The 17,942-nt window shown below is 73.0% G+C and carries 18 protein-coding genes; 7 read left to right on the top strand and 11 right to left on the bottom strand.

Annotated elements, in window-relative coordinates; genetic code table 11:
• Positions 1–59: 59 nt before the first annotated feature.
• Positions 60–1,079 (top strand): porphobilinogen synthase, encoded by a 1,020-nt coding sequence (gene hemB, locus ABZ117_RS24660; protein WP_356823948.1) that lies wholly within the window; start codon positions 60–62, stop codon positions 1,077–1,079.
• Here the strand turns inward: hemB and ABZ117_RS24665 are convergent.
• Positions 1,066–1,785, bottom strand: coding sequence for a DUF4232 domain-containing protein (locus ABZ117_RS24665; RefSeq protein WP_356823949.1), 720 nt, complete (start codon positions 1,783–1,785; stop codon positions 1,066–1,068). The two genes, hemB and ABZ117_RS24665, sit on opposite strands and share 14 nt — an antisense overlap.
• A gap of 196 nt (positions 1,786–1,981) precedes the next feature.
• Here ABZ117_RS24665 and ABZ117_RS24670 point away from each other — a divergent pair, with 196 nt between their 5' ends.
• A complete protein-coding gene (locus tag ABZ117_RS24670) occupies positions 1,982–3,403 on the top strand; it encodes a helix-turn-helix domain-containing protein (RefSeq protein WP_356823950.1) in 1,422 nt (473 codons plus the stop codon).
• Positions 3,404–3,419: 16 nt separating this feature from the next.
• On the opposite strand, the gene ABZ117_RS24675 is transcribed toward ABZ117_RS24670, so the two are convergent.
• Both ABZ117_RS24675 and ABZ117_RS24680 read right to left on the bottom strand, forming a co-directional pair.
• Complete coding sequence (locus ABZ117_RS24675) at positions 3,420–4,244, bottom strand: DUF4253 domain-containing protein (protein ID WP_356823951.1); 825 nt, start codon at positions 4,242–4,244, stop codon at positions 3,420–3,422.
• A 46-nt stretch (positions 4,245–4,290) separates the two neighbouring features.
• Positions 4,291–4,680: a VOC family protein gene (locus ABZ117_RS24680; protein WP_356823952.1), complete on the bottom strand. Its 390-nt coding sequence runs from the start codon at positions 4,678–4,680 to the stop codon at positions 4,291–4,293.
• Between the two features lie 73 nt (positions 4,681–4,753).
• On the opposite strand from ABZ117_RS24680, the gene ABZ117_RS24685 reads away from it, so the two are divergent.
• A complete protein-coding gene (locus ABZ117_RS24685) occupies positions 4,754–5,701 on the top strand; it encodes a YafY family protein (protein ID WP_356823953.1) in 948 nt (315 codons plus the stop codon).
• A 10-nt stretch (positions 5,702–5,711) separates the two neighbouring features.
• On the opposite strand, the gene argS is transcribed toward ABZ117_RS24685, so the two are convergent.
• The gene (gene argS, locus ABZ117_RS24690) at positions 5,712–7,475 is read right to left on the bottom strand and encodes an arginine--tRNA ligase (protein ID WP_356823954.1); all 1,764 of its coding nucleotides are present in this window, start codon (positions 7,473–7,475) and stop codon (positions 5,712–5,714) included.
• Positions 7,476–7,601: 126 nt separating this feature from the next.
• Here argS and lysS point away from each other — a divergent pair, with 126 nt between their 5' ends.
• Positions 7,602–9,365: a lysine--tRNA ligase gene (gene lysS / locus ABZ117_RS24695; protein WP_356823955.1), complete on the top strand. Its 1,764-nt coding sequence runs from the start codon at positions 7,602–7,604 to the stop codon at positions 9,363–9,365.
• 98 nt (positions 9,366–9,463) lie between these two features.
• Here the strand turns inward: lysS and ABZ117_RS24700 are convergent, their stop codons facing one another.
• From ABZ117_RS24700 to ABZ117_RS24710, 3 genes are all read right to left on the bottom strand, one after another.
• Positions 9,464–10,699: a DUF2637 domain-containing protein gene (locus ABZ117_RS24700; protein ID WP_356823956.1), complete on the bottom strand. Its 1,236-nt coding sequence runs from the start codon at positions 10,697–10,699 to the stop codon at positions 9,464–9,466.
• A 123-nt stretch (positions 10,700–10,822) separates the two neighbouring features.
• On the bottom strand, positions 10,823–11,797 hold the full coding sequence (locus ABZ117_RS24705; protein ID WP_356823957.1) for a DUF3558 domain-containing protein: 975 nt from the start codon (positions 11,795–11,797) through the stop codon (positions 10,823–10,825).
• Positions 11,798–11,923: 126 nt separating this feature from the next.
• The gene (locus tag ABZ117_RS24710; protein ID WP_356823958.1) at positions 11,924–12,763 is read right to left on the bottom strand and encodes a DUF3558 domain-containing protein; all 840 of its coding nucleotides are present in this window, start codon (positions 12,761–12,763) and stop codon (positions 11,924–11,926) included.
• 211 nt (positions 12,764–12,974) lie between these two features.
• Between ABZ117_RS24710 and ABZ117_RS24715 the strand changes: the two genes are divergently transcribed.
• Positions 12,975–14,168: an RtcB family protein gene (locus tag ABZ117_RS24715; protein ID WP_356823959.1), complete on the top strand. Its 1,194-nt coding sequence runs from the start codon at positions 12,975–12,977 to the stop codon at positions 14,166–14,168.
• Here the strand turns inward: ABZ117_RS24715 and ABZ117_RS24720 are convergent, their stop codons facing one another.
• Positions 14,169–14,783, bottom strand: a complete 615-nt coding sequence (locus ABZ117_RS24720; protein ID WP_356823960.1) for a helix-turn-helix domain-containing protein — start codon at positions 14,781–14,783, stop codon at positions 14,169–14,171.
• A 70-nt stretch (positions 14,784–14,853) separates the two neighbouring features.
• On the opposite strand from ABZ117_RS24720, the gene ABZ117_RS24725 reads away from it, so the two are divergent.
• Positions 14,854–15,699, top strand: a complete 846-nt coding sequence (locus ABZ117_RS24725) for an NAD(P)H-binding protein (RefSeq protein WP_356823961.1) — start codon at positions 14,854–14,856, stop codon at positions 15,697–15,699.
• A gap of 21 nt (positions 15,700–15,720) precedes the next feature.
• Here the strand turns inward: ABZ117_RS24725 and ABZ117_RS24730 are convergent, their stop codons facing one another.
• The 3 genes from ABZ117_RS24730 to ABZ117_RS24740 are packed head-to-tail and all read right to left on the bottom strand — an operon-like array spanning position 15,721 to position 17,068.
• On the bottom strand, positions 15,721–15,903 hold the full coding sequence (locus ABZ117_RS24730; protein WP_356823962.1) for a hypothetical protein: 183 nt from the start codon (positions 15,901–15,903) through the stop codon (positions 15,721–15,723).
• Positions 15,900–16,676: an SDR family NAD(P)-dependent oxidoreductase gene (locus tag ABZ117_RS24735; RefSeq protein ID WP_356823963.1), complete on the bottom strand. Its 777-nt coding sequence runs from the start codon at positions 16,674–16,676 to the stop codon at positions 15,900–15,902. Before ABZ117_RS24735 ends, ABZ117_RS24730 begins: the two co-directional genes overlap by 4 nt.
• Before the next feature lie 53 nt (positions 16,677–16,729).
• Positions 16,730–17,068: a YnfA family protein gene (locus tag ABZ117_RS24740; protein ID WP_356823964.1), complete on the bottom strand. Its 339-nt coding sequence runs from the start codon at positions 17,066–17,068 to the stop codon at positions 16,730–16,732.
• A gap of 453 nt (positions 17,069–17,521) precedes the next feature.
• Here ABZ117_RS24740 and ABZ117_RS24745 point away from each other — a divergent pair, with 453 nt between their 5' ends.
• Positions 17,522–17,929, top strand: a complete 408-nt coding sequence (locus tag ABZ117_RS24745) for a hypothetical protein (protein WP_356823965.1) — start codon at positions 17,522–17,524, stop codon at positions 17,927–17,929.
• Positions 17,930–17,942: the final 13 nt, after the last annotated feature.

Below are 17,942 nucleotides of genomic sequence, written 5' to 3' on the forward strand. Positions count from 1 at the left end.
TTTCCCGTCCGACGTCCCGTCGGCAAAGGCACGGGTCCGGCGGGCGTAGCGTAGAAGTCATGTCGAAGTACGGAACGTTTCCCGGTACGCGTCCCCGGCGGCTGCGGACCTCGCCCGTCATGCGGCGGATGGTCGCCGAGACGCGGCTGCACCCCGCCGACTTCATCCTTCCGGCGTTCGTCCGCGAGGGCGTGAGTGAGCCGGTGCCGATCGCGGCGATGCCCGGGGTCGTGCAGCACACCCGGGACAGCCTGAAGAAGGCCGCGCTGGAGGCCGTGGAGGCCGGGATCTCCGGGATCATGCTGTTCGGCGTGCCGGAGGAGAGCAAGAAGGACGCCCTGGGCACGGTCGGGACCGACCCGGACGGCATCCTCCAGGTGGCGCTGCGCGACGTCCGGGCCGAGGTCGGCGACGACCTGCTGGTCATGGCGGACCTGTGCCTGGACGAGTTCACCGACCACGGGCACTGCGGGGTGCTGGACGCCGAGGGGCGGGTCGACAACGACGCCACCCTGGAGCGGTACGCCGAGATGGCACAGGTGCAGGCCGACGCCGGCGCCCATGTGGTGGGCCCCAGCGGGATGATGGACGGGCAGATCGGCGTCGTCCGCGACGCGCTCGACCAGATCGGCCGCGAGGACGTCGCCATCCTCGCCTACACCGCCAAGTACACCTCGGCCTTCTACGGCCCCTTCCGCGAGGCCGTCGGGTCCTCGCTCCAGGGCGACCGCAAGACCTACCAGCAGGACCCGGCCAACTGGCGCGAGTCCCTGCGGGAAGTGGAACTGGACCTGGCCGAGGGCGCCGACATGGTGATGGTCAAGCCGGCCGGCCCCTACCTCGACATCCTCGCCCGGGTCGCCGACAGCGTGGACGTACCCGTCGCCGCCTACCAGATCTCCGGCGAGTACTCCATGATCGAGGCCGCCGCCGAGAAGGGCTGGGTGGACCGGGACCGGGCCATCCTCGAGACCCTGACCGGCATCAAGCGGGCCGGGGCGCGCACCATCCTCACCTACTGGGCCACCGAGGCGGCCCGGAAGCTGCGCCAGCCCGCGCAGGCGTTCACCAGCCGCTGATCGCGTCCAGGTCCTGCTGCCAGTACGTCACCTTCAGCGCGCTGTCGTAGTAGACGCCCTCGGCGGGCAGGGCCGGGCTCGCGGACGGGCCGCCGCTGCTGTCCGGGGTGAGGCCCTGGAATGCCACCGTCAGCTTGTGGGCGGTCCTCCCGCCGGTGCCGCTGCCGTCGGCGGCCGACAGCAGCACGCCCGCGTAACCCGACTCGCCGGGCGCGAGGGTGACCACGGCCTGCGGCCGGGTCGACTCGTCCGCCTGCGGCACCCACTGCATCCGGTCGAAGCGCAGGACGGGGTAGTAGGGCAGCTCGCAGGTCTTGCCGCCCGTGTTCGTCACCGTGAGCAGCATGTGGTCGAGGGGCCGGGCGAGCGGCTGGGCGGTGACGGTCGTGTTCGCGCCGTTGCACAGCACGACCGAGCCGCCGGTACGGGTGCCGGTGCTCCTGCCGGCGTGGGCGGCCGGCGGGGCGGTGCTCGGCTGTGCGCCGGGGGCGTGGGTACGGGCCGCCGCGGGCGTGACCGCCGCCGTGCGGCCGGCGGCGTCGCCGGTGGCCGGCGGTGTCCGGGGCGCGGTCTGCTCCGCCGCCGCCGCCGTCGGCCGGGCGGCGCCCTCGTCGTCGGTGCCCGTCCCGCTGCCGCACGCCGTGAGCGCGAGGGCGGTGACGGCGGTGCCGGTGGCGGCGATCAGACGGATATGGCGCAAACGCATGGCAAGTCCTCTTTCGGGCCGGGCCTGTTGTCGTGCTTGGATGACCACAGCCTGGGGGCGGTCGCGCACCGGGGGCCAGCGGCTGGGGATCATCCGGGACGCTGGAACGCCCACACAGGTCTTGACCTGCTGAAACGGTCCCTGCCTGGAACGCCGGGGTGGGATGCGGGGGGACGGAGGAACGGTGTCGGAGGGCATGTCCGCAAGCGGTTTCGCCGAGCTGCTGCGGGAGTTGAAGAACCGCTCCGGGCACAGCTACGGCACGCTCGCCAAGCGGCTCCACATGAGTACGTCGACGCTCCACCGGTACTGCAACGGGGACGCCGTACCGGTGGACTACGCGCCCGTCGAGCGTCTCGCCCGGCTGTGCGGAGCCGCGCCCGGGGAACTCGTGGAACTGCACCGGCGCTGGGTACTGGCCGACGCGTGGCGCGGCCGGAAGGAACCGGGCCAGGGGGAGCGGGCCGGGGCGGGGGAGCGGGCGCCGGTCCAGGAGACGCGGCTGCCGGAGGAGGCGCCGGAGCCGGAACCCGCACCGGTACCCGTCCGGGAGGAGGCGCCCGAGCCGGTGCCGGAGCAGCAGCCCGGGCCGGTGCCGGAGCAGGAGTCCGAGTCGGTGCCGGGGTCCGGATCCGGGCCGGTGCCGGCGGCCTCGGTGGCCGGGGCCCGGCGCCGGACCGTCCTCCTCGCCGCGCTCGCCGTCACCGCGGTGCTCGGCACGGTGGCGGTCGGCCTCGTCATGCCCTTCGGTACCGGGTCACAGGACGGCAAGGGGGCCACGGCGGCCACCGTGGAAGCCGCCGACCGGGACGGCGTGTCACCCGCCCGGACGTCCGGCAGCGCGACACCGCGCAGGTCGGCCACCCGCTCGGCATCCCCTTCCCCCTCCGCCAAGGCCCCCGCCGCCACCCGCAGCGACACCCCCGAGGCCGCGCCGAGCGCCTCCCCGACCCGGCGGACGGTCACGGCGGCCCCGCCGCTCACGGTCAACACCGACGCGGACGCCTGGCGCGACCCCTGCTCCCAGCACTACCTGATCGACCGGCCGCCGTCCGCCGTGACCCCGCCGCCCCTGGAGCAGGACGTGCCGGCCTGGATGAGCGTGCACAAGGCGGTGGCGGCGGGGGAGCAGTACGTCACCTTCACCGTGCAGGGCACCGGCGAGGAGACCGTCGTCCTGGAGAAGCTGTCCGTGCGTATGGCGGGCAAGCGCTCCCCCCTGGCCTGGAACGACTACGCAATGGGCTATCCCGGTGTGGGCTGCGGCGGTACCGTGCCCACCCGTTCGTTCACCGTCGCCCTGGACGCGATGCGCCCCGCGCCGGTGCCGGAGGCCGGCAGCCGCGGCTTCCCCTTCAAGGTGAGCCGGTCGGACCCCGAGGTCTTCCACGTCGCGGCCGACGCCTCCGCGTACGACGTCAGCTGGTACCTCGAGCTGTCCTGGTCCAGCGGCGGCCGGCACGGCACACTGCTGATCGACGACGACGGCCGCCCGTTCCGCACCAGCGGCAACAACGGACGGCCGAAGTACGCCTATCCGCTCGGGGGCGACACGTGGCGGCCGGAAGCAGCGGCGGAAGCGGAGGCGGAGGCGGGCGTGGAGCCGGGGACGCGCTGACGCCGTCCCCGTCGGGTCAGTCCCACCAGAACGGCCAGCTGGTGGCGCCGGCCAGCTCCTTGGCGTACGCGCCGACGCTCCCCGGCCCGTTCCGGGCCACGACGTCCGGGCACAGCGCGTAGTGCTCGGCGGCCAGGGCCTCGGCGTCCCCGGTCCCGGTGGGCGGCGCCGCGACCGACATGACCAGCGTGTCCCGGCCGAGGGCGACGACGCGGGCGCCGAACCGGTCCTCCCAGGACCGCAGCACCGCGCAGACCCGGGCCACGTCCTGGTCGTAGTTGAGCGGGCCGGTCCAGCCGATCGCCGCGGGTATGTCGGCGGACCGGCGCGCGGGGACGAGCGCGAGGTGGGGTTCCTCGATCCACTCGTTCCACCTGTCCCGGTCGCTGTGCAGCGCGTCCGCCACCTGGGCGGCACGGGTCTCCGGGTCGGCGGCGAGGACGCCGGCGGGGGCGAGCCCCGGCCAGCGGTCCCCGAACGGCTCGGTCTCGTCGGTCCCCTGACCGTCCGTCTCCTGCGCCCAGTACTCCCCGAGGACCTCTTCGGCGTCGTGGTCCCCCGGGTAGGACGCCTCCGCCGGCAGCAGCGGCCAGTCCTCGGTGCCGGTCCGGCAGCCGGCCAGGTCCACCAGAACCGGCAGCAGCCCCGCCCGGGCCGCGGGCGCGCCCAGCGCCTTCCAGGTGCCGGGCGCGGACCCCTTCTCCGCGTGCCACAGCAGCGGTTCGTGCCAGGGGCCGTCGGCTGTCGCGTCCACCAGTCTGCCGGGCGGGAGTCGCAGCCCCAGAGAACGCCCGCTGGGGTCGGTGGCCAGCCTGGGCAGCGGGTTCGGAAGAGTCGCCATGCCGGTGACTGTAGGGGCACCCACTGACAACGGCCGGTGCGCCGGGTCAGACCAGGGTCGTGATGCAGAACGGGTGCCCGGCGGGGTCGAGCAGCACCCGCCAGCGGTCCGGCTGGGGCTGGTTCTCGGGCTTGGTCGCGCCCAGGGCCAGCAGGTGCGCCTCGGCCGCCTCCAGGTCGTCCACGCCCACCTCGATGTGGGCCTGCTTCTGCTCGGCCGGGTCCGGCCAGGTGGGCCGGCGGTGGTCGGGCACCCGGCTGAAGCCCAGGCCCGGCCCGCCGTCCTTGCCGGCGAGGAAGACGAAGTCCTCGGAGGTGTAGGCGACGGACAGGCCGAACATCTGCGCGTAGAAGCGGGACAGTTCGGCGGTGTCGGCGCAGTCGAGGGTGACGGCGGCGTAGCGGAACGCGGGTGCGGGTGTGCTCTGTGTGGTCATGGGAGCGACCGTAGGCCATGACCAGGACAGTTCCGGTCCTGGTCACGCGGGTCCGCGTGCGAGACTTCCACACGTGATCAGCGCGTCCGCCCGTCTGCTGCGCCTGCTCGCGCTGCTCGCCGCCCGGCCCGCCTGGACCTGCGCCGAACTGGCCGAGCGCATGGCCGTCACCGACCGCACCGTCCGGCGGGACATCGCGCGGCTGCGGGAACTGGGGTACACCGTCGACTCCGACGCCGGGCCCTGGGGCGGTTACCGGCTCCGGGCGGGGGCGCGTGTGCCGCCGCTGATCCTGGACGACGAGGAGGCGCTGGCCGTGGCGGTCGGGCTGCGGGAGGCGGCCCTGAGCGGCGCCCTCGGCGGGGACCAGGCCGCGCTGTCGGCGCTGCTGAAGCTGCGTCAGGTGCTGCCGGCGCGGATCGCCGGGCGGCTGGGGGAGTGGGACGACGCGCTGGTACGGCTGCCCGGGTCCGAGGGGCCGCGGCTGCGGCCCGGCATGCTGCTGGAGCTGGCCGCCGCCTGCCGGCGCGGTGAGCGGGCCCGGCTGTCCTACCGCGACGGGGAGGGCCGGAACACGGTCCGGGAGGTCGATCCGTACCGGCTCGTCCATACCGGGCGGCGCTGGTACTTCGTCGCGCGGGACGTGGCCCGGGGCTGGCGGACCTTCCGCGCCGACCGCGTGGAGCGGCTGACCCCGACCGGGCGGCCGGTGGAGATCACCGACCCGCCCGACCCGGCGCAGCTCGTCTCCCACAACACGGCGAACGGCCCTTACCCCTTGTCCGCGACCGTCCGCCTGCCCCTGCCCATGGAGCGGGCGTTGCGCGTCGTCCCGGCGACGGTCGGCACCCATCGCCCCGACGGCCCCGACGCCACCCTGGTGGACATCGGCGGCCCGGACGCGGACGGCCTCGCCCGCTACCTCCTCGGCCTGGCGACACCCCTGCGCGTCCTGGCCCCGGACGAGGTACGCGAAGCCCTCGTCCGGCGCGCCCGGGAGCTCCTCGACGCGCAGGGGTGAGGGCCGCGGATCAGAGCTTCTCGGGGGTGCGGATGCCGAGCAGGGCCATGCCGCGATGCAGGGTGCGGGCCGTCAGGTCACACAGGAAGAGGCGGTTCTGGACCTGCTCCGGTGTCTCGGCCCGCAGGACCGGGCACTTGTCGTAGAACGTCGTGTACAGGGACGCCAGCTGGTAGAGGTACGACGCCAGCTTGTGCGGGGCGTACTCCCCGGCCGCCTCCGCCACGGCCTCCGCGAAGGAGTCCAGGTGCAGGCCGAGGGCGCGCTCGGCGTCGGCCAGGGCCAGTTCCGGGCGGGCCGCCGGGCGGACCTCGCCGGCCTTGCGGAGGATCGAGCGGATACGGGCGTACGCGTACTGGAGGTAGACGGACGTGTCGCCGTTGAGCGAGACCATCTGGTCCAGGTCGAACTTGTAGTCCCGGTTGGCCGACGTCGACAGGTCGGCGTACTTCACCGCGCCGATGCCCACCTGGGCGCCCCGCTCGGCGATCTCCTCCTCGGAGAGGTCCTGGGCCTTCTCGCGGACCACGGCCGACGCGCGCTCGATCGCCTCGTCGAGCAGGTCGACCAGGCGGACCGTCTCGCCCTCACGCGTCTTGAACGGCTTGCCGTCCTTGCCGAGGACCGTGCCGAAGGCCAACTGGACCGCGGTGACGTCGTCGTTCAGCCAGCCGGCCCGGCGGGCGGTCTCGAAGACCATCCGGAAGTGCAGCGCCTGGCGGGCGTCGACCACGTACAGCAGGGTGCTGGCCTTCAGGTGGAAGACGCGGTCGCGGATCGCGGACAGGTCGGTGGCCGCGTAGCCGTAGCCGCCGTCGGACTTCTGCACGATCAGCGGGACCGGGTTGCCGTCCGGGCCCTTGATGTCGTCGAAGAAGACGCAGAGGGCGCCCTCGGAGCGGACGGCCACGCCCGACTCCTCCAGCAGGCGGCAGGTCTCGGCCAGCATGTCGTTGTAGCCGGACTCGCCGACGATGTCGGCGTCCCGGACCTCCATGTCCAGCTTCTCGAAGACGGAGAAGAAGTAGATCTTCGACTCGTCCACGAACCGCTGCCACACGGCGAGCGTGTGCGCATCGCCGGCCTGGAGGTCGACCACCCGGCGGCGGGCCCGCGTCTTGAACTCCTCGTCGGAGTCGAACAGCCTGCGCGCGGCCTTGTAGAGGCGGTCGAGGTTCGACATCGCCTCCTCACCGGAGACCTGGGCGTCCTTGTGGTCCAGCTCGTGCGGGTGCTCGTCCAGGTACTGGATGAGCATGCCGAACTGGGTGCCCCAGTCGCCGATGTGGTGGCGCCTGACCACGTTCTCGCCGGTGAACTCCAGCAGCTGCACCACCGAGTCGCCGATCACCGCGCTCCGCAGGTGGCCGACGTGCATCTCCTTCGCCACGTTCGGCTGGGCGTAGTCGATCACCGTCGTACCGGGCGTGGCGGCGTACGGCACGCCGAGGCGGCCGGTGTCGTCCGCGTAGCGCTCAGCCAGCGTGGCCGTGATGGCGCCGTCGCCGATGGTGATGTTCAGGAAGCCGGGGCCCGAGACCTCGATGTCCTTGATCAGGTCACCGGACTCGACGCGGGCGACGACCTGGGCGGCCAGCTCCCGCGGGTTGGCCTTGGCCTTCTTGGCGAGCGCGAGGATGCCGTTGGCCTGGTAGTCCGCCCGGTCGCTTCGTCGCAGCAGCGGGTCGGCGTCGACGGCCTCCGGCAGGGTGGCCGAGAGGGCGGACGCGAGGCGCTGCTGGACGGAATCGGTGAGGGACGTGACCGAGGCCATAGGAAGGGGTGCCGTTCTCCTCGTCGGATGGATAGACCCGGCCAGTATCCCATGGGGGGCAAAGTGATTTTCCTGGTCGCGAGAGGGTCTGTGACAATGGGGTGTCACCCGTTCAGAAAGAAGGACGTGCCGATCGTGGCTCAGAGCACCGAGACCACCGACTGGGTCTCCCGTTTCGCGGATGAGGTCATCGAGGAGTCGGAGCGCCGTGCCCCCGGCAAAGTGACGCCGGACGCCACCGCGGCGCCGATCGTCGTCGCGTCCGGCCTGTCTCCCTCCGGGCCGATCCACCTCGGGAACCTGCGGGAGGTCATGACCCCGCACTTGGTCGCCGACGAGATCCGCCGCCGCGGGTACCCGGTGCGGCACCTGATCTCCTGGGACGACTACGACCGCTACCGCAAGGTGCCGGCCGGCGTCGCGGGCGTCGACGAGTCGTGGGCCGAGCACATCGGCAAGCCGCTGACCTCGGTCCCGGCGCCGAAGGGCTCCGAGCACCCGAACTGGGCCGAGCACTTCAAGGCCGCGATGACCGAGTCGCTGGCCCAGCTGGGCGTCGAGTTCGACGGGATCAGCCAGACCGCGCAGTACACCTCGGGCGCCTACCGCGAGCAGATCCTGCACGCGATGAGGCACCGGGGCGACATCGACGCGATCCTCGACCAGTACCGCACGAAGAAGGCCCCGGCCAAGAAGCAGCAGAAGCCGCTGGACGAGGCCGAGCTGGAGGCCGCGGAGGGCTCCGGCGCCGCGGCCGAGGACGACGGCAGCTCCGGCTCCGCCGGGTACTTCCCGTACAAGCCGTACTGCGGCAACTGCGAGAAGGACCTGACGACGGTCACCTCCTACGACGACGACAGCACCGAGCTGGCGTACACGTGCACCGTGTGCGGTTTCTCGGAGACCGTCCGGCTCAGCGAGTTCGACCGCGGCAAGCTGGTCTGGAAGGTCGACTGGCCGATGCGCTGGGCGTACGAGGGCGTCGTCTTCGAGCCCAGCGGCGTCGACCACTCCTCCCCGGGATCGTCGTTCCAGGTCGGCGGGCAGATCGTCGGCATCTTCGGCGGCGAGCAGCCGATCGGGCCCATGTACGCCTTCGTCGGCATCAGCGGCATGGCCAAGATGTCGTCCTCGCGCGGCGGGGTGCCGACCCCGGCGGACGCGCTGAAGATCATGGAGCCGCAGCTGCTGCGCTGGCTGTACGCCCGGCGCCGGCCCAACCAGTCCTTCAAGATCGCCTTCGACCAGGAGATCCAGCGGCTGTACGACGAGTGGGACAAGCTGGCGGGCAAGGTCGCCGACGGCTCCGCCCTGCCCGCGGACGTCGCCGCCTACACGCGGGCCGTCGGCACCGCCGCCGGTGACCTGCCGAGGACGCCGCGTCCGCTGCCGTACCGCACGCTCGCGTCCGTCGCCGACATCACCGCCGGGCACGAGGACCAGGCGCTGCGGATCCTGTCCGAGCTGGACCCGGAGCAGCCGCTGGCCTCGCTGGACGAGGTCCGCCCGCGGTTCGACCGGGCCGAGGCGTGGATCAACACGCAGGTGCCCGCCGACCAGCGGACCGTCGTGCGGGACGAGCCGGACGCCGAGCTGCTGAAGTCCCTGGACGACGCGTCCCGGGAGTCGCTGCGGCTGCTGCTCGACGGCCTGGCCTCGCACTGGTCGCTCGACGGGCTGACGCACCTCGTGTACGGCGTGCCGAAGGTGCAGGCCGGCTTCTCCGCCGACGCCACGCCCAAGGAGCTGCCGGCCGAGATCAAGACGGCGCAGCGGGCGTTCTTCGCCCTGCTGTACCACCTGCTGGTCGGCCGGGACACCGGCCCCCGGCTGCCCACGCTGCTGCTCGCCGTCGGACAGGAGCGGGTGCGGGAGCTGCTCGGGGCGTGACCGGGCACGAGTGACGGCGCACGTGTGACCGCGCAGGTGTGACGGCGCATGAGGAAGGGGCCCTCCGCGGAGGGCCCCTTTTCCTGTGGCGGCGTCTCTCAGGCGATGTGGTCGTCCTGGAGTTCCGCGGTGTGCCGGTTGGTGAAACGGTTCACCATGCGGTTGGCCTCCTGCGGGGGCAGCGCGACGGCGAACGTCGCCTCCACGTCGTCCCGGAACTGGGCGGCCGTGGGATAGCTGCCGTCGATCGACTTGCGGAAGACCTGGTAGTAGTCGTCCTCGGTCGGCTCCGGCTCCGGGATGCCGCCGCCCTCGCCCAGTTCGCGGGTGCGGTGCGGGCCCACCGGGATCGGGAAGCTGCCGGTCTCCTCCGGGGAGGGCTGCTGGAACTGCTCCGGGGGCTGCTCGTCGTACCAGTCCTCGTACTGTTCCTCGGGTTCGTACTGGGGCTCGGGGGGCGGCTCGTAGGTGGGGTCGTAGCCGCCCTGGTACTCGATCTCCCGGGGCGCCTGGAACCAGGGGCTCTCCTCGTCCACGGGCGGCTCGGGACGCTGCTCGCCGGACGGTTCCGCCCGCCGCGCGGCGGGCGCGGGCCCGGCGGCGCGGGCACCCGCGAGGGCGGCGGGGCCGGCCGCCACGGCCGGCTGCGGGGCCGGCGGCAGGAGCACCGGGTCGATGCCCGCCGCCGCCAGGCCCGCCGGGGCCGTCTCCGCCAGGGGAACGCCGTAGCGGGCCAGGCGCAGGGGCATCAGCGACTCCACCGGGGCCTTGCGGCGCCAGGCCCGGCCGAACCGGGAACGCAGGCGGGCCTGGTAGACGAGACGTTCCTGCTCCAGCTTGATGACCTGCTCGTAGGAGCGCAGCTCCCACAGCTTCATACGGCGCCACAGCAGGAACGTGGGCAGCGGGGAGAGGAGCCAGCGGGTGAGGCGGACTCCCTCCATGTGCTTGTCCGCCGTGATGTCGGCGATGCGGCCGGCCGCGTGGCGGGCGGCTTCCACGGACACGACGAACAGGATGGGGATCACGGCGTGCATGCCCACGCCCAGCGGGTCCGGCCAGGCGGCGGCGCCGTTGAAGGCGATCGTCGCCGCCGTCAGGAGCCACGCCGTCTGGCGCAGGAGCGGGAAGGGGATGCGGATCCAGGTCAGCAGCAGGTCGAGGGAGAGCAGGACGCAGATGCCCGCGTCGATACCCACCGGGAACACATAGGAGAAGTTCCCGAAGCCCTTCTTGACGGCCAGTTCACGGACGGCCGCGTACGAGCCGGCGAAGCCGATCCCGGCGATGATCAAAGCGCCGGTCACGACCACGCCGATGAGTACGCGGTGCATCCGAGTCAGCTGCGGCAGTGGCGCGGCCACTCGTACTCCCCTCCCCTTGCGTGTTGTTGCGCGCAACAGAGTGGCACACGTGTGCGGCGAACGCGCTGCCGGTAGGCCGTCACGGCCCTCCGGTCAGCTCTTGGCGACGGCCGCCCTGGCCGCGGACGCGCTCGCCGAGGGCGACTTCGACGGCGCCTTGGAGGCGGACTTCGAGGGCGATCCGGAGGGTGACTTCGACGCCGGCCCGGACGCCGGAGCGGACGGCGACGCGGGGGACTTCGTGCCCGAACCCTGCCCGGAATCTTCACCGTTGGCCGCGGAGACGGACGCGACCGCCTCCTTCAGCGCCTTCTCGGCGGCCTTCGCCAGGTCGTCGGCGTCCGGGGTCCTCTCACCCGCGAGACCGGCCCCGTTGTAGTCCACGGTGACGACGACGTTCTCGACCCGGGCGACGGCCGTCTGCTGCCGGAAGAGGCCTTCCTTCTTCTTCAGGTCGTAGCGCACCGCCGTGGCCTCCGCGCCCGTGCCGCTCAGCGGGACGATCTTGACGTTCTTGGCGCCGTCCACCGCCTTCGCGTCCTCGGACTGCCGGCTGAAGTACGTGTGGGCCTGGTCGTCGCCGGAACCGCGGGTCGCGTCCGAGTCGAAGCGCAGCAGGGAGACGTGGAGCCAGCGGAACTGGGAGCCCTTGACGCCGTTGTTGTCCAGGCTGTCCCAGGAGCAGGAGGAGCGCGCCGACGGGTCGTCCGAGCTGCCGTCCTTGCCCGACTTCGCACCCTTGGGCACCAGTTCGGTCAGGGTCTTCTTCGACAGCACCCCGCAGGGCTCGGGAAGCTTGTGGTAGGCGGCGGGCCGCACGGTCGGGGACGCGCTCGCCGAGGGGGTGGTGCTGCCGGCCGCGGCCCGCGGCGTGCTCTCGCTGCCGGCCTTGGCCTCGGAGTCCCCGGAGCCGGAGGAGCACGCGGCCGTGATCAGCACCGCGGGGACGGCGGCCGCGCAGACAAGGGCACGGCGCAGGCGCCTGGCCCGCCGGTCGCTCCCCGACCGCCTCGACGGCGTGGGAGGTACCTCCAGGGCACGGTCGTCTCGCTGGGCTGCTCGCTGCATGGTTCCTTCACTCATGACGCTCGGTGTTCGTGCGGGTTCCTGCGGGGCCACGGTACGCGGTGAGGAAGCCGTGCGGTCCGCGTCCGACTCCTTTGCGGGCGGCCGGTGGTGAGGCCGCGGCGGCCGTCAACCGGTGAACGCGTCGGCCAGTTGAGAGGCCAGATCACCGGCCCTGTCCTGCATTTCCTTGCTGTCCGGGACCGTTCCGGTGGCCGTCGGCTGCTCCTCGTACTGGACGGTGACGACGACGTTGGACGTGCGGAACACCACAGTCACCGTCCGCTGTTCGGCCGTCGAGCCGGACGTGCTGAGCCGGTCGTCCAGATACGCCTCGTCACCGAGGTCGGAGAGGGCGCGCGGCTGGAGATCGGCGGGCGGGGCACCGGCGGACGACGCCGAGGCCGCCGCCGACGCCGAGGAGGGCCGGGTCGCGGACGGGGAGGCGTGGTCGCCCGCGGAGGCCGTGGGGGACGCGGTGGCCGTCGGAACGGCGGCCGTCGTCGAGGCGCCGCTCGGCTCGGGGAGGTCGGCGGCCGTCTCCTTCTCCTGGAACAGCTTCTGCGCCTGGTCGTCGTCGCTGACCGCGTTGTCGTACGACACCACGCGCTCGAAGTCCACCGACAGGCGGTCCGTGGCACCGGCCGACTCGACCTTCCAGCGGCAGCCGACCTTGCGGTCGGTGTCGTACGTGAGCGTGGCCTCGCCCTGGTAGGCCTTGTCCCGCTGGTCGGGGTCGGTGATCTGCTGGATGCCGGGCAGCAGCGCGGCCAGGTGGTCGCGGCCGACCGCGCCGCACGGTTCGGGCAGCGTGCGGTACTTGCCGGGCTGGGCGGCGACCGCGGTCGTGCCGGCGTCGCCCGGGTTGGCGTTGTCCGCCTGCCCGGCGTCCCCGGAGCCGCTCGTGCAGCCGGCCAGCAGCGCCGCGAGGAGTGCGGCGGTGCCGGATACGTACGCCTTCCGCTGCACGGTCGGGCTCCTCTCGACGGTCTGTGATCGCTGGCGTTCCAGTGTCCCCGCCGGTTATTCGCTTGCCGCGGCGGGGCGCCCCCTGGAGACAATGTGTATCGCACGCACTGCCGTGGACGCCGGTCCCCTGTCTCTTTTCGTCGACCTTGGCGCCGCTTTTGCGTTCTGCCGCTTATAGCCTTTTTGTGAATCCCGGGGGAATGAGGAACGTATGTCGTACGTGGAGATGCCGGGCGCGAGGACGCCGATCCGGATGTGGGCGGACCCGGCGACGGTCGAGGACGTCGCCCTGCGCCAGCTCCAGAACGTGGCCACCCTGCCGTGGATCAAGGGCCTGGCCGTGATGCCGGACGTGCACTACGGCAAGGGCGCGACGGTCGGCTCGGTCATCGCGATGCGGGACGCGGTGTGCCCGGCCGCGGTCGGCGTGGACATCGGCTGCGGCATGTCCGCGGTGCGGACGTCACTGACCGCGAACGACCTCCCCGGGGACCTGTCGCGGCTGCGGTCGAAGATCGAGCAGGCCATTCCGGTCGGCCGCGGCATGCACGAGGACGCGGTCGAGCCGGGGGACTTCCACGGGCTGGCCACGTCCGGGTGGGAGGACTTCTGGGGGCGGTTCGACGGGGTCGCGGACGCGGTGCACTTCCGCCGGAGCCGGGCGGTCGCCCAGATGGGGACGCTCGGTTCGGGCAACCACTTCGTCGAGGTTTGCGTGGCCGACGACGGCTCGGTCTGGCTCATGCTCCACTCCGGTTCCCGCAACATCGGCAAGGAACTCGCCGAGCACCACATCGGCGTCGCCCGGCAACTCCCTCACAACCAGGGCCTGGTCGACCGCGACCTCGCCGTCTTCGTGGCGGACACCCCGCAGATGGCGGCCTACCGCAACGACCTCTTCTGGGCGCAGGAGTACGCCAAGTACAACCGCACGCTCATGATGGCGCTCCTGAAGGACGTGGTCCGCAAGGAGTTCAAGAAGGCCCGGCCGGTCTTCGAGCCGGAGATCTCCTGCCACCACAACTACGTGGCGGAGGAGCGCTACGACGGCATGGACCTGCTCGTGACCCGCAAGGGCGCGATCCGGGCCGGCTCCGGCGAGTACGGGATCATCCCCGGCTCGATGGGCACGGGGTCGTACATCGTGCGGGGGCTCGGCAACGAGCTGGCCTTCAACTCCGCGTCCCACGGCGCGGGCCGGCGCATGAGCCGCAACGCGGCCAAGCGGCGCTACTCGGCGCAGGACCTGGAGGAGCAGACCCGGGGCGTGGAGTGCCGCAAGGACTCCGGCGTCGTGGACGAGATCCCGGCCGCCTACAAGTCGATCGACCAGGTCATCGACCAGCAGCGGGACCTGGTCCAGGTCGTGGCGAAGCTCAAGCAGGTCGTCTGCGTGAAGGGCTGATCACCGCGCGGGGCGGTCGGCTCCCTCCGGCCCCCCGAGGGAGTCCAGCCAGCGCAGCAGGCGGGTGCCCTCGCGGGTCATGACGGCCGGGTCGCGCAGGGCGTTGGCCAGCAGGGACATGCCCTGGTAGGCCGAGACCAGGGTGAGGGCGAGGTCGTCGGGGGCGGGCAGGGCCAGCGCGCGGAACTGCGCGGCGGCCCAGTCCAGCAGGTACCGGATCACCGCGCCGGCCTCCGCGTCCAGGGTGCCGTCGGCGCGTTTGCCGAGCTCGACGGCCAGGGTGCCGGTGGGGCAGCCGTGGCGGGCGGCGGTCTCGCGCTGCTCGACCCAGGCTTCGACCAGGCCCTTGAGTCGGTCGCGCGGGTCCGCCGACTCCTCCAGCGCCGCGGTGAGTTCGTCCAGGTGGGCGCGGTGTTCGCAGAGCGCGGCCCGGACCAGCTCGTCCTTGGTCTTGAAGTAGTAGTAGACGTTCCCGACCGGGACGCCGGCCTCGCGCGCGATGTCGGCGAGGGTGGTGCGCTCGACGCCCTGCTCGTGCAGGACCCGGGCCGCCGCCGCCGTGAGCCGCCGCCGCTTCTGGGACGCCCGTACCCGCCGGTCCACTGAGTTTGTCACCTGACTGACTATAGAGTAGCTTCTTAGTTAGTCAGTTGACTGACTAATAACTCGGACAGCAGGGGGCGTTGTGATCACAGTGACGGGTGCCACCGGGAACGTCGGGCGGACACTGGTGGAGATGCTGGCCGCGGCCGGCGAGGAGGTCGTCGCCGTGTCCCGGCGGGACCGGCCCGCGGGCCCCGCGGCCGGGGTGCGGTGGGTGCGGGGGAGCGCCGGGGACGCCGTGGGCATGCGGGCGGCCCTCGACGGATCGCGGGCGGTTCTCCTGCTGCTGGGCGGTGAGCTGAACAGCCGGGGAGAGAGCCCCGAGGTGCTGCTGGACGTGATCGCGGAAGCCGGTGTCGAGCGGATCGTCCTCGTGTCGTCGCAGGCCGGCGCCACCCGCCCCGAGGCGCCCGCGTACGCCCGGCTGCGGGCGTTCGAGACGGCGGTACGCGCGTCCGGGCGGGAGTTCACCGTCCTGCGGCCCGGCGGATTCGCCTCCAACGCCTTCGCCTGGGCCGAGTCGGTACGCACCCGGCGTACCGTCCTCGCGCCCTTCGGTGACGTGGCGCTGCCCGTGGTCGACCCGGCGGACATCGCCGCGGTCGCCGCCGCCGCGCTGCGCGAGGACGGCCACGCGGGCCGCGTGTACGAGCTGACCGGCCCGGAGCCGATCAGTCCGCGCGGGCAGGCCGCGGTGCTCTCCGACGCGCTGGGCGAGGAGGTGGCCTTCGTGGAACTGTCCCGCGAGGAGGCGCACGCGGGGATGGCCCGGTTCATGCCCGAGGAGGCCGTGGCCGGCACGCTGGACGTCCTCGGGGAGCCGCTGCCGGCCGAGCGGCGGGTCAGCCCCGACGTGGCGGCGGTCCTGCACCGCCCGGCCGCGCCCTTCGCGGCCTGGGCCGCCCGCAACCTGCCGGCGTTCGCCTGACTCCTGAGCCGGTCCGGCGGGCTACTTCGCGTGCCGGACGGCGTAGATCATGACGAACGCCACGAAGTGGATGCCGAAGAGGAAGTAGGCCAGGAAGTACCAGGCCTGGCGCTCGTCCTTGGTCTCCTGCGCGAGGCGGCGCTTCTCGGCGGACTCGGCGGAGGTGCCGGAGGTGTCGGCGCCGGGGTCCTCGGCGGGTGTCACAGTTCCCGGTGCACCTTGGTGTTCGACGCCTGGGCGCGCGGCCGCAGGACCAGCAGGTCGACGTTGACGTGGCTGGGGCGGGTCACCGCCCAGGCGATCGTCTCGGCCACGTCGTCCGCGGTGAGAGGCTCGGCGACGCCCTCGTACACCTTCGCCGCCTTCTCCGTGTCCCCGCCGAAGCGGGTCAGGGCGAACTCGTCCGTGCGGACCATGCCGGGCGCGATCTCGACGACCCGGACCGGCCGGCCGACGATCTCCAGGCGGAGCGTCTCGGCGAGCACGTGGGCGCCGTGCTTGGCGGCCACGTAGCCACCGCCGCCCTCGTAGGTGCCGTGGCCCGCGGTGGAGGACACGACCACCACCACGCCGTCGCCGCTCGCCACCAGCTTGGGCAGCAGGGCCTGGGTGAGGTTCAGGGTGCCGAGGACGTTCGTCTCGTACATCGTGCGCCAGTCGGCGGGGTCGCTGGTGGCCACCGGGTCCGCGCCCAGCGCGCCGCCCGCGTTGTTGACGAGGACGCCGATCGTCTGGAACGCCGTGGCGAACTCGTCCACGGCCGCGCGGTCCGTGACGTCCAGCTGGTACGCCACCGCCGAGTGGCCCGCCGCCGTCAGCTCCTCGGCCAGCGCCTCGATCCGGTCCTTGCGGCGGGCGGTGAGGACGACGCGGTAACCGGCCGCGGCGAGCTGCCGCGCGGTGGCGGCGCCGATCCCGCTGCTCGCACCGGTGACGACGGCGATGCGGGAGGCGGCGGACGGGGCGGCGGTGGCCATGGCTGCTCCTGGGACTGCGGCGGGGTCGGTCGCGTCCCAGCGTAAGTGAGGCCTCAGCCGCCGTTCCGCGGCGCCCACATGATGACCGCGGTCCCGGCGAGGCAGATCAGCGCCCCGGTGATGTCCCAGCGGTCGGGGCGGTAGCCGTCGGCGACGACGCCCCACAGCAGGGAGCCGGCCACGAAGATCCCGCCGTAGGCGGCGAGGACGCGGCCGAAGTGGGCGTCGGGCTGGAAGGTCGCGGCGAAGCCGTACGCCCCGAGGGCGAGGACACCGCCGGTGATCCACAGCCGGCCGCGGTGTTCCCGCACGCCCTGCCAGACCAGCCAGGCGCCGCCGATCTCGAACAGCGCGGCGACGGCGAACAGGGCGGCGGAGCGGAGGACGGGCATGCGGGCAGCTTCCCACGCTGTGGCCGTGTCGCCTGTCGGAGGGCGCCTGACCGGCGGTGGGCGTGGCATGCATCCCTACGGCGGACCGGGGGTGAGCGGGAAGGGGTGAGGGGCCGTGCGGATGCGGACGTGGGTGCTGTCGGGTGCTGTCCGGTCCGTGTGCCGGTGCCGTCCTGGCCCCGGGGCCGGCGGCGGCCGCTCCCGCGCCGGTTGGCGGCACCGGGGACGGCGGTCGCGGTACCGGGGACGGCGGTGGCCTCGATTCCGTCGACGGCCGTTCCCGTCCCGGAGGTCGTTCCCCCGCCGGTGGTCGGTGGCCGGTGGCCGGTGGCCGGTGGCCGGTGGCCGTAGCCGGGGCCGGGGCCGTGGCTGGGACGCCGGTGGCCGCTCCCGCGCCGGTGGCCGATCTCTCCCTGCACGGGAGCGCGGTGCTGGACGCGGACCAGGTGGGATGTGCGGCTGACCCCGCGCAACGAGGGATCCGGCGCCGTCACGGACGCCACCGTCCGCCTGCGCTGGTCGGTGCCGCTGGCCGGCAAGGAGCTGTCCGCCGGGTGCCTGCGCGCGGACGAGCGGACCGTGCTGCGCGCGACCGGGACGCCGGCCGCGGACGCGGCGGGGGAGGCGGCGGCGGAGCAGCTGCATGTGCCGGTACGGCTCCCGGAGTCGGCGCCGGAGGTGACGCTGGACATCGACACCGGGTGGCCCGGCAGTGCGGTGGACGCGAACCCGTCGAAACGACCGGCTGACGGCGCTGGTGCCGGCCACGCGGGACTCGTACGCCTTCTGAGCCGCCGGACCGGGCGGGGATCCCGGGGCGGAATAACCGGGGGAGGGGGACCGTTGGCGGGATATAGTTGAACAATCAACAAGC

The organism is Streptomyces sp. NPDC006309 (assembly GCF_040613095.1).
GTDB lineage: Bacteria > Actinomycetota > Actinomycetes > Streptomycetales > Streptomycetaceae > Streptomyces.

Bases quoted from the DNA above. Each gene is read 5' to 3' on its own strand.
- ABZ117_RS24715 (WP_356823959.1), top strand. From the start codon at position 12,975: ATGTCGTACGTGGAGATGCCGGGCGCGAGGACGCCGATCCGGATGTGG.
- argS (WP_356823954.1), bottom strand. From the start codon at position 7,475: ATGGCCTCGGTCACGTCCCTCACCGATTCCGTCCAGCAGCGCCTCGCG.
- hemB (WP_356823948.1), top strand. From the start codon at position 60: ATGTCGAAGTACGGAACGTTTCCCGGTACGCGTCCCCGGCGGCTGCGG.
- ABZ117_RS24735 (WP_356823963.1), bottom strand. From the start codon at position 16,676: ATGGCCACCGCCGCCCCGTCCGCCGCCTCCCGCATCGCCGTCGTCACC.
- ABZ117_RS24680 (WP_356823952.1), bottom strand. From the start codon at position 4,680: ATGACCACACAGAGCACACCCGCACCCGCGTTCCGCTACGCCGCCGTC.
- ABZ117_RS24675 (WP_356823951.1), bottom strand. From the start codon at position 4,244: ATGGCGACTCTTCCGAACCCGCTGCCCAGGCTGGCCACCGACCCCAGC.
- ABZ117_RS24670 (WP_356823950.1), top strand. From the start codon at position 1,982: ATGTCCGCAAGCGGTTTCGCCGAGCTGCTGCGGGAGTTGAAGAACCGC.
- ABZ117_RS24700 (WP_356823956.1), bottom strand. From the start codon at position 10,699: ATGCACCGCGTACTCATCGGCGTGGTCGTGACCGGCGCTTTGATCATC.
- ABZ117_RS24665 (WP_356823949.1), bottom strand. From the start codon at position 1,785: ATGCGTTTGCGCCATATCCGTCTGATCGCCGCCACCGGCACCGCCGTC.
- ABZ117_RS24740 (WP_356823964.1), bottom strand. From the start codon at position 17,068: ATGCCCGTCCTCCGCTCCGCCGCCCTGTTCGCCGTCGCCGCGCTGTTC.
- ABZ117_RS24705 (WP_356823957.1), bottom strand. From the start codon at position 11,797: ATGCAGCGAGCAGCCCAGCGAGACGACCGTGCCCTGGAGGTACCTCCC.